Source organism: Coprococcus sp. AM100_B19A (genome assembly GCF_027662015.1).
Taxonomy (GTDB): domain Bacteria; phylum Bacillota; class Clostridia; order Lachnospirales; family Lachnospiraceae; genus Allocoprococcus; species Allocoprococcus comes.
The window spans coordinates 98,443-108,232 of record NZ_JAQDKN010000011.1 but is presented as its reverse complement, the minus strand read 5'-3'; the positions used below and the strand labels follow the sequence as shown (position 1 = coordinate 108,232).

10 protein-coding genes and 1 pseudogene are annotated in these 9,790 nt (G+C 42.3%); 7 read left to right on the top strand and 4 right to left on the bottom strand.

What is annotated here, in order from left to right:
- Both PGQ33_RS11875 and PGQ33_RS11870 read right to left on the bottom strand, forming a co-directional pair.
- Positions 1–302 (bottom strand): annotated as a pseudogene (locus PGQ33_RS11875) (hypothetical protein); the annotation flags it as partial.
- A 280-nt stretch (positions 303–582) separates the two neighbouring features.
- Positions 583–1,476 (bottom strand): hypothetical protein, encoded by an 894-nt coding sequence (locus PGQ33_RS11870; protein WP_270205790.1) that lies wholly within the window; start codon positions 1,474–1,476, stop codon positions 583–585.
- Between the two features lie 800 nt (positions 1,477–2,276).
- Between PGQ33_RS11870 and PGQ33_RS11865 the strand changes: the two genes are divergently transcribed.
- Together PGQ33_RS11865 and PGQ33_RS11860 are read left to right on the top strand one after the other, a co-directional pair.
- A complete protein-coding gene (locus tag PGQ33_RS11865) occupies positions 2,277–2,786 on the top strand; it encodes a peptidylprolyl isomerase (RefSeq protein WP_117836398.1) in 510 nt (169 codons plus the stop codon).
- A gap of 68 nt (positions 2,787–2,854) precedes the next feature.
- Positions 2,855–3,937, top strand: coding sequence for a P1 family peptidase (locus tag PGQ33_RS11860; RefSeq protein ID WP_270205793.1), 1,083 nt, complete (start codon positions 2,855–2,857; stop codon positions 3,935–3,937).
- A gap of 592 nt (positions 3,938–4,529) precedes the next feature.
- Here the strand turns inward: PGQ33_RS11860 and PGQ33_RS11855 are convergent.
- Positions 4,530–4,961: a hypothetical protein gene (locus PGQ33_RS11855; protein ID WP_270205789.1), complete on the bottom strand. Its 432-nt coding sequence runs from the start codon at positions 4,959–4,961 to the stop codon at positions 4,530–4,532.
- A 47-nt stretch (positions 4,962–5,008) separates the two neighbouring features.
- Complete coding sequence (locus tag PGQ33_RS11850) at positions 5,009–6,253, bottom strand: BTAD domain-containing putative transcriptional regulator (RefSeq protein ID WP_270205788.1); 1,245 nt, start codon at positions 6,251–6,253, stop codon at positions 5,009–5,011.
- Between the two features lie 189 nt (positions 6,254–6,442).
- Here PGQ33_RS11850 and PGQ33_RS11845 point away from each other — a divergent pair, with 189 nt between their 5' ends.
- The 5 genes from PGQ33_RS11845 to PGQ33_RS11825 are packed head-to-tail and all read left to right on the top strand — an operon-like array spanning position 6,443 to position 9,786.
- A complete protein-coding gene (locus PGQ33_RS11845) occupies positions 6,443–7,414 on the top strand; it encodes a transglutaminase-like domain-containing protein (protein WP_270205787.1) in 972 nt (323 codons plus the stop codon).
- A gap of 58 nt (positions 7,415–7,472) precedes the next feature.
- Positions 7,473–8,525, top strand: coding sequence for a type II secretion system F family protein (locus PGQ33_RS11840; protein ID WP_270205786.1), 1,053 nt, complete (start codon positions 7,473–7,475; stop codon positions 8,523–8,525).
- 12 nt (positions 8,526–8,537) lie between these two features.
- On the top strand, positions 8,538–8,876 hold the full coding sequence (locus PGQ33_RS11835) for a hypothetical protein (protein ID WP_055248727.1): 339 nt from the start codon (positions 8,538–8,540) through the stop codon (positions 8,874–8,876).
- Positions 8,877–8,888: 12 nt separating this feature from the next.
- Positions 8,889–9,377 carry a DUF4860 domain-containing protein gene (locus PGQ33_RS11830; protein ID WP_270205785.1) on the top strand — a complete coding sequence of 163 codons (489 nt, stop codon included), beginning with the start codon at positions 8,889–8,891 and terminating at the stop codon, positions 9,375–9,377.
- A gap of 10 nt (positions 9,378–9,387) precedes the next feature.
- The gene (locus PGQ33_RS11825) at positions 9,388–9,786 is read left to right on the top strand and encodes a hypothetical protein (RefSeq protein ID WP_270205784.1); all 399 of its coding nucleotides are present in this window, start codon (positions 9,388–9,390) and stop codon (positions 9,784–9,786) included.
- Positions 9,787–9,790 lie beyond the last annotated feature (4 nt).

Here is a 9,790-nt window from a genome sequence, read left to right as displayed (position 1 = left end):
AACCGGGAGAAATAAAAGACTCCGCGAAGCGGCATGTTTGGGTTAAAAGTGCTTTGATGCTCATACAGATTCATGGTTCCGCTAACCAGAAAGGATACATCATTTTTCATGGACAGATAAAGGACATCTTCCAATGTATTTACTTCCAGGTCATCAGGATTCTGATAGTCTGTGTGGTTGATCGCATTATAAAGCTGCAGCAGATCTTCTTTGTTATTAAAGATCATTCTCCATAACCGGTCCTTATACTGCCGGTTGTGGGGGTGTTTCCTATGGCGAGATTTTTTCTTTTGTCTTCTCATTCCTTACCTCCATTATAATAGAAAACAGTTCATAAGTAAATTCGCCATATCTCATGTTTCGTGTAGATATAATATTTTTCTACAATCAAAGAATTCATATATGATATATGATTTGATTTTCTACCTGTGCTTGTTACTAATGGTACAGATTTCTTTTGGAAGAAGCAATTAAAAAAGGATAAAATTTTCCCGATATGATTTAAAGAAAAATCCCGTGGCTGATGAGGGGAGATATGTTGCATCTTCGCTGGTGATCAGCCACGGGGATTTTGGGTATTATTTAGTTCTGTTCAATGCCAAATTCTTTTAATAGTTTCTTTTGGTATTCGATGTCTTCTGCGGCACGTTCCAGATCGTTGTAGCGTTTGGTATTTAGAAGACATATGGTTAATTGGTTTAATTCTGCTCTGATTTCTTCTCTGGCATCTTCCTTCAAGGTTTTCTCATATAAGTCTTTGTCATATGTCGTCAGGATCATATTCGTCACCTCCGCTCGATGTTTCTTGAGAAAATCTGCCAACACATCCTGGTGAATACAGGTATCAATTGCTTTTTCTAATGCATCTTCCACAGAAGGTTCCGACTGTATATATTCCCTGACACATTGGACGAATATGGAATATTCTTTAAGCCTTCTGCAGTGCTTCATCAGCTCCTGATTGTGACCATAGTTGATGTTCAACATGGTTGCGGTGCATTCCAGGCAAGGTGCTTCGTTATCTGTATTTTCAAAGCAGTCTGAAAGCTTTAACTCCATGGAATCTGGCTGGTTTTTTGTACCATTGTAAAAGACAATATATTTCGGTTTTGGAAGCCGGACTCTTTTTTCATGGTAGATCATCAGATTATTATCTGCAACATACCCTTCATATAACCGGGAGAAATAAAAGACTCCGCGAAGCGGCATGTTTGGGTTAAAAGTGCTTTGATGTTCATACAGATTCATGGTTCCGCCGACCAGAAAGGACACATCATTTTTCATGGACAGATAAAAAACATCTTCCAATGTATTTACCTCCAGGTCATCAGGATTCTGATAGTCCGTGTGGTTGATCGCATTATAAAGCTGCAGCAGATCTTTTTTGTTATTAAAGATCATTCTCCATAACCGGTCCTTATACTGCCGGTTGTGAGTTTGTTTGTTATGGCGAGATTTCTTCTTTTGTTTTTCCATTGCTTACCTCCATTATAATAGAAAACAGTTCATAAGTAAATTCGCCATATCTCATGTTTCATGTAGATATATAATTTTTTCTACAATCAAAGAATTCATATATGATATATGATTCGATTTTCTACATACGCCTATTTAGATGGTACTGGAGTCTTTTGTGAAAAGCAATTAAGAAAGAATAAAATTTTCTATAGAATAAAAAAGAAAAATTCCATGCCGGATGACAGGAAAAGATGAATTGCATCTTAGTTTGTGATCGGACATGGGATTTATGTTTTGGGATTATTCAATGCCGAATTCTTTTAATAGTTTCTTTTGGTATTCGATATCTTCGGTAGCACGTTCGAGGTCGCTGTAATATCGAAACAAGTTCTTTTTGACCTTTTAGCCTTACATTCCGAAATAATTTTGTACTCTTCATTCTGTATTCCTCTTTTTATTTTTGTTATGTTGTCATTTATTCTTTACGCACAAATCAGAGTATCCGGTCAGAATACAGTCAATAAAATGCAAAATCACCATTTTTATTTTATTCTGGCGTACAAAAAAGTCAAATCACTTTGTTTGTTACACACAAACAGAAACCTGAAAGGTGTAAAAATCTCTTGCAAGTATATCGCAGTAAAATGATGGTAAATTCAATTATACCGGGAAAGAAGAACCAACCTGGTCGAAGTAGGATTTGGGCGGTAACTTCCACTTTGAGTATTTCAGCAAAAGCTGTATAATGAAATACAAAGAGGGACATACACGGGTGGGTTGACCCTCGAAAAAAATAATGAGATAAAGGAAATATGAAAATGAATCAAAAACCAATCATCGAAATAACTGTAAATGAGAATGCTGTGATACACTTTGAATTATGGCCGGAAATTGCACCGATTGCCTGCGCAAGTGTTATGCGACTCGCAGAGAAGAGAATATTTGACGGAAGAGCCATTGAACGTTTGGAACCGGGATTTGTCCTTCAGCCACTGTTTTTTGATGGTGTTGATCCACAAATCGATATCATGATCAAACCGGAATTTAAAACCAATCCTGAAAATGCCAAAATTACTTTTCATCGGGGGATTGTTGCCATGGCAGGAGATCCAGAGAATAGTTCCGGCAGCCAGTACTATATCACCCTTGCTGCCTCCGAGAGATTGAATGGTAATTTCACCGTAATCGGAAAAGTGATCGATGGCTGGGATGAGATTGAACGACTGGAACATGTAGAAGTAGAAGAAGCCATTGAACCGCAGTCAGGATTTGTCTATCACAGACCGGTAAAAACAGAGATGATCACGAAAGTCAGACTCATAAAATGAAATATTAAATCATTCAACGGAGAAAATGTGCTATACTGAAATCAGCATGTATTGAAAAATACAACAAAATCCAAGGAGGAAACCAAAATGGGGCAAAAAGGATTCGGGACTTTGGAATTGTACCCGGAAGAGTAAAAACAGGAGAAAGGAATACAATTACGGACGTGCCTGGTATACGGGTAGGGCATTGTACGGTGAAGACAGAAGAAAATCATACTGGTGTAACCGTGATCGTTCCTGGACCGGACAATGCATTTGCCAAGCACTATACGGCAGCTGCATACATTCATAATGGATTCGGAAAAAGTGCCGGTGTTGTGCAGGTTGAGGAGCTGGGGACCCTCGAGACACCGATTGCTCTTACCAATACGTTAAATGTCGGAAAGGTTTTGGATGCAATGGTTGAGATCGTGATTGAACAGTGCCGGAAGGATGGAATAGAACCTCAGAGTATCAATCCGGTCGTAGGCGAGTGCAATGACTGTCGGATCAATCATATCCAGAAACGTGCAATTGGTGAAAAAGAAGTGCGCGAGGCTTTTGCATTAGCATCGGAAGAATTCGAAGAAGGTGATGTAGGTGCCGGTGCCGGTACGACCTGCTATGGCATGAAGGGTGGAATCGGTTCTGCATCCCGCGTGATCACGATTGGAGAAAAAGAATACACCATCGGTGTTCTGGTTCAGTCAAACTTTGGTGCAACGAAAGATTTTGTACTGAATGGCGAAGCTGTTGGTCCTAAAATTCTGGAATGGAAACAGGAAAAGAGTGATATGGCTGCATCTGAAGAAGATAAAGGTTCTATTATGAGTATTCTGGCTACAGACCTTCCATTGACAAGTCGTCAGCTCAAACGGATTCTGAAAAGAACCGGTGTTGGTATCGCACGAACCGGTAGTTATACAGGTCATGGCAGTGGGGAGATTATGATTGGATTTACGACTGCAAACAGAATCCCATCCGGCTATGAGGAGAAACTTGTGCAGATATCAGCAATTCCGGAAAACATAATCGACCGTGCTTTCCTTGCTGCGGCAGAAGCAGAGCAGGAGGCAATCTTGAATTCCATGACTGCCGCAAATCAGACACGTGGAATAGCAGGCGAACTGTATTACAGCCTTGCGGAATATCTTGAGGATAGAGAAAACTAAAGACTGGACAAAAGAATAAGTGCAATTAAAAAGAAAGGGTCTGTGAAATAAGTCCCTAAAAGAAATAGGACCATTCGTTCATGCGAAAGGTTCTATTTTTGTGGTAAAATTAACTTGCGATGAAAACTTTACACAATAATTATTGTAATTCAAAACAAGGATATTTCTTTTCTTATTATCTGTTACTTTTCTGCTATCTCAATCACTTATAAAAAGTTGCTCTACAATTCTCCATAACCGGTCTTTATACTGCCGGTTGTGGGTTTGTTTGCTATGGCGAGATTTCTTCTTTTGTTTTCTCATTGTTTACCTCCATTATAATAGAAAACAGTTCATAAGTAAATGCGCCATATCTCATGTTTCATGTAGATATGTAATTTTTTCTACAATCAAAGAATTCATATATGATATATGATTCGATTTTCTACATACGCCTATTCAGATGGTACTGGAGTTTTTTATGAAAAGCAATTAAGAAAGAATAAAATTTTAAGATAATTAAAAGGCACCCTCCGATCATATTCCGTGATCAGACAATGCCTGTATAATTCTTATTCATTCATGTAATGATATCTCACACAATGCCATTCCTTTAAACGAATGCATTGCTGAGAATTTTAAGCAGTTCAAGTACGCTTACAAACTGTTGTGTAGAGTTACCTTCAATCCAGTGGACGATGCCCTGCCAGGATGAATTCTGGCGGTATCTGACATTGAGAAAGAAAGTCCCTTTTTGTCCACGATTCTCGATGAAATCTTCCGGTGACTGTACTTTATCAAGCCGGTCAACACCTGAAAACTGGGTTGAAGTGAAAGAACGTGCGCTGGTGGATGCCTGTGGAAATTCGAGTCTGTCGAAGAAATCATCAGCTAATTCGATCAGCTGAAGGATATTGGTGAATTTCCAGGGTTCTTTGCTGTAGCAGTGATAAATCCGACCGGACAGCTCTCCATCATTAATATTATCAATACACATGTTAATAAAGTTTGGTGCATACCAACTGATTTGATAGCTTTGTTCCATAAATTATCTCCATTTCTGCCCTGCTGCGAAGATAACATGATTGCAGCTTACCAGGTTTTATTCTCAGTATTGAACTGAATCGGTGAATCTTGCCGGTCTACTTCGGCTACAGAGGACACGAAGTAGTCCAGGTACTGCTTCCAGCTTTTATGCTCTCTGGAGAAGTATCTCTGGATTCTGTCGAAAATCATGCTGCAGTTCTCTTTGTTCGTACCAACGAGAAGTATCAGAAACTGTGATGGGCTGTATTTGGTAAAGGAGTCTCCTTTACGCAGACACTGCTGGATCGTATTCTGAAGCTCACCTGAAAGAACTTCAAGCTTGTCCGGCTTGTCCATCGGCATTCCTTTTCCGTTGGTGATGCTACATAACATTAAGTATACGGACTGTCCGTTCCTCTCAATGATTCGGGAAACGAGACGGTAACTGTCACGGAAACTTGGCAGGCTGCAGTAAAAAGCACCGCCGCGTATATCGTCCTCTTTCAGACGTTCCTTGATGTCGCCGAGTTCCTGTGGTTTGTAGTTAAGGCGACTGCTCATCTGCTCGAACTGCTGCATCATATGTTCAGAAGGGCGGATTCCAAGCTCTTCGAAAAATAATTTGGCAGTGCTCTCATATTCCTGCACAGCATCCTTATAGCGGTTCAATGCCATATAGCAGTCGATGCGGACGGATTGCCATTCATCAAACGGATATAACTGGCATGCCGGCTCACAGAAACGAAGTGTCTCTTCATAATCTCCGCGTTCGATCAGAAGCTTACAGAGCTCCTGAAGGGATTCGGAATAAATATTCTTATATTGGACGCTTTCAACAAGAACCCATTCATCTCCCGAAAGCTCCGGAAGAAATTCCCCACGGTATATCAGACAGATCTTCTTAAGAAGTGCCAGCTTTTTTACCTTATCGGTACACGTCTGCACGTCTTTTGACAGAACCTTAAACTGATGTGCATCAACTTCGGTCGGCATCGGAGCATCCCATCGATAAATACCTTTTTTGATGTTGATATAATCATGACTCGGAAGTCCGGCATCTACGATGATCTTTTTAAGACGGTGTGCGGTTACCCGAAGGTTGTTGGCAGCATCGGCAAGTTCTTCTCTTCCGTATAATTCATCAAGAAGCTTATCTCTGGAGATACCGGTATCGCCATGGTAGAGTAATATCTGCAACAATTTCATTGCTTTTGTCGTTGTGTTGCGTCCGAATGATACGGGAATCTCTCCGTAGCTTGCTGAGAATCCTCCGAATAAACGAACCTTTAAGACAGGTAAATGATCACTCATAAATTAACCCCCAATTTTACTATTGTGATGGTTTATAACTGATTTCTATTGTAATGGTCTTTGATTTTTTTGTCAAATAAATTAAAGCATATTAGACCAAATAACTTCTTTTAATGTTTTGATTATGCTATAATTTTTCTAGTTGAGTTTTTGGGACTGTTTCACTGTGGAAAAGAAAGGAGGAATTCTGTGCGGCAGAACGATTTATATGAACAAAAAAGACGCTGGCAGAGGATTTTTCTTTTCTTTTTTCTGCTATTTCTGACAGGTGTACTGATACCTGGCGGATGTGCATCGGGGGGAAAAAAAAGCCAGTCCGGGGAAAAGGGGGATCCGAGAGATCCATCGGCGCAGGTGCTTCAGACGGAGGCTTCCGGTGAAGTGACATATGGAAATGACCTGGTTGTACTGGATGCATCCCATACGGCAGATGGCTATGTGATGATCTGTTATAATGGAAGTAATGAAAAAGTCAAGCTCCAGGTGACATCCCCGGATGGCACAGAGTATACCTATCCGGTTACGGTTGTTGGTGATTATGCGGTTTATCCGCTTCCGGGCGGGAATGGTTCTTATAAGGTAACACTTCTGGAGAGTGTGTCTGTAGAGGACAATCTGTATGCGGTAAGCTTTACCCAGGATCTGGACGTACAGATCACAGATGAATTTGCCCCGTTTCTGCATCCGAATTATTATGTGAATTTCACGGCAGATTCCAAGTGTGTAAAAAAGGGTGAGAGTCTTGCAGGAAAGGACTGCTATTCTGATCTGGATGTGGTAACGCAGATTTATAATTTTGTAATTAAAAATATTTCCTATGATAAAAAGAAAGCGGAGAATGTTCCGTATGGGTACACACCGGATCCGGATGAGACACTGGATACCGGGAAAGGAATCTGTTTTGATTATGCGGCGTTGATGTCGGCAATGCTCCGGTCGCAGCGGATTCCGACGAAGCTGGAGGTTGGCTATTCCGGTGATGTGTATCATGCATGGATCAGCTGTTATGTTGATGAGATCGGCTGGGTGGATAACATCATTGAATTTGACGGAAAGAACTGGTCGATCATGGATCCGACACTTGCTGCAAACAACAGTGCTTCGGATGTGAAGAAGTATGTGGGAAATGGAAAGAATTATGTCACAAAGTATACCTATTAGATAAAAGGAAGCCGGATAAGAAGAATGTGGCAGGAATGTGAAAAGGAGGATGACATATATGGAAAAGCGGACACAGCAGGGGAAGCTTACGAATCTGGAAATTGCTTCGTTCTGCAGTGAAATGGCAATGATCCTGAAGTCTGGGATTTCTTCCCTGGAGGGAGTTGATCTTCTCCGGGAGGATGCGCAGACGAAGGCAGAAAAAAAGCTGCTGGATGAGATTTATCAGTCAGTGATGGATACGGGCAGGCTGGATCAGGCGCTGGAAGAGACGAAAGTATTTCCGGAGTATCTGATCCGTATGACGCAGATCGGAGAAGAGACAGGAACTCTAGATGAAGTAATGGAATCTCTGGCAGAGCATTATGACCGAGAGGAAGCGATCAGGAGAAGTGTCCGGAGTGCCATCTCCTATCCCCTTCTGATGATCGGGATGATGCTGGTGATCATTATCATTTTGATGACAAAGGTTATGCCGGTATTTGATCAGGTGTTCCGCCAGTTTGGTCAGGAAATGACCGGATTTTCAAGAGGGATCCTGCTTGCAGGCAATGCTCTTTCCAAATATTCGGCGGTGTTTGCGGTACTTTTGGCGGTGATCGTCTGTGCGGGTATTTATTTTACAAAGACAGAGAGCGGCAGAAAGAAACTGTATCACATCGGATCCGGGTTTGCATTTTCAAGGGAGCTGAAGGATAAGCTGTCGGCATGCCGGTTTGCAGGTGGAATGTCACTGGCATTGAAAAGTGGACTGACTCCGGAACAGGGAATGGAATTTTCGGAGAACCTGATCGAGGATGATGATTTCCGGAAGAAAGTAGCAGAATGCAAAGCGGATATGGAAAATGGAACGGATATCGCAGAGGCGCTGGTGAAAGCCGGAATCTTCACAGGTGTTTATGCGCGGATGACATCCATTGCCGGGAAAGCCGGAATGATGGATGAGATGATGGGAAGGATTGCCGATGAGTGTGAGGAGGAAGTGGATGAAAAGCTTTCTTCGATGATCGCAGTTCTGGAACCGACTCTGGTGATCATCCTGTCGGTGATCGTCGGAACGATCCTTCTGTCGGTTATGCTTCCGCTTCTTGGAATTATGTCAGGACTTTAGGAGGCATATGCTATGTGGAGAAAAGAACGGGAACGGTTTTATCACGGAAAACGGCAGCGTCCACTTCGGAATTTCTGTCTGTCCCTTCTGTTGTTTGTATGTATCTGCAGTGCTTTTTTCAGTGGATTTGAAAGGCTTTCGGACACGACAAGACGCAGGCAGAAGGAAAGTCTGGAAAATGCACTCTGGCGTGGTGTGACGCAGTACTATGCGCTGGAAGGACACTATCCGGAGACGCTTGATGATCTGACGGAAAACTGTGGGATCCAGTATGACAAGAAGCAGTTTTTTATTGATTATCAGATTGCCGGTGCCAATATTCTTCCGGACATTACGGTGATCGAACGATAGGAGGAAATGGACATGAAGCGTAGAAATGAAAAAAAGCATGTGATTGATTTTCTTTTTCCTCTTGCAGTCTTTTTCGTGCTGGCGGCATCATCGGTCGCCATTGTGGTTCTTGCATCGGGATTTTACAGCCGGCAGGTGAAGGCCTCGTCGGATTCCTATTCGGGACGGACGGCACTTGCCTATGTGACGGAGAAAATGCACCAGAATGATGAAAATGGTGCGATAGCAGAGGGAACTTTCGATGGGGAAAATGCTCTCGTGATCCGGCAGCGTTATGATGAGAAGGATTATGTGACATATCTGTATGCGTATGATGGATACTTAAGAGAGCTTTTTATCCGGGATGGAACGGAAGCAAAAGCATCCGATGGACGGAAGATCCTGGCAACAAAGGACTTCGAGGCTAAGGAAACTTCAGATGGGATTTTTCATCTGTATTGTGAAAATGAAGACGGGAAAAAGATAGATACATTTGTCAGTGTGAAGAGCGCTGCAAGATAGGAGAAGATTTATGGAACGGACACCGGCAAAGCGTTCCAGCCTGTTTTTGCTGGAACTGATGATTGCAATTTTATTTTTCTGCCTTGCTTCTGCGGTGTGTGTGCAGATTTTTGTGAAGGCGCACACGATCAGCCGCGAGACACAGGAACTGAATACGGCGCTTGAGAAGGTTTCCGGGTATACAGAGCTTTTTCTTGCAGATGCGCTGATGGAGGACACGGAGGTCTTCTATGACGCAGACTGGCAGGAATGCAGTAAGGATGAGGCTTCGTATGAGATCGTGATCCGGGTGGAGCCGGATGGGAAGCTTTTGCATGGAACATTTACGGTGCAGCGCCTGTCCGGAGAACAGCCGGAAGAAATCTATTCGGTGGAAACAGACCGGATGACAGGCACGGAAAGGGAGTGACAGG

What these genes read in the sequence shown, in the direction of transcription:
- PGQ33_RS11825 (WP_270205784.1), top strand. Translation starts at nt 9,388, where the DNA reads ATGGAACGGACACCGGCAAAGCGTTCCAGCCTGTTTTTGCTGGAACTG.
- PGQ33_RS11840 (WP_270205786.1), top strand. Translation starts at nt 7,473, where the DNA reads ATGGAAAAGCGGACACAGCAGGGGAAGCTTACGAATCTGGAAATTGCT.
- PGQ33_RS11870 (WP_270205790.1), bottom strand. Translation starts at nt 1,476, where the DNA reads ATGGAAAAACAAAAGAAGAAATCTCGCCATAACAAACAAACTCACAAC.
- PGQ33_RS11855 (WP_270205789.1), bottom strand. Translation starts at nt 4,961, where the DNA reads ATGGAACAAAGCTATCAAATCAGTTGGTATGCACCAAACTTTATTAAC.
- PGQ33_RS11865 (WP_117836398.1), top strand. Translation starts at nt 2,277, where the DNA reads ATGAATCAAAAACCAATCATCGAAATAACTGTAAATGAGAATGCTGTG.
- PGQ33_RS11830 (WP_270205785.1), top strand. Translation starts at nt 8,889, where the DNA reads ATGAAGCGTAGAAATGAAAAAAAGCATGTGATTGATTTTCTTTTTCCT.
- PGQ33_RS11850 (WP_270205788.1), bottom strand. Translation starts at nt 6,253, where the DNA reads ATGAGTGATCATTTACCTGTCTTAAAGGTTCGTTTATTCGGAGGATTC.
- PGQ33_RS11835 (WP_055248727.1), top strand. Translation starts at nt 8,538, where the DNA reads ATGTGGAGAAAAGAACGGGAACGGTTTTATCACGGAAAACGGCAGCGT.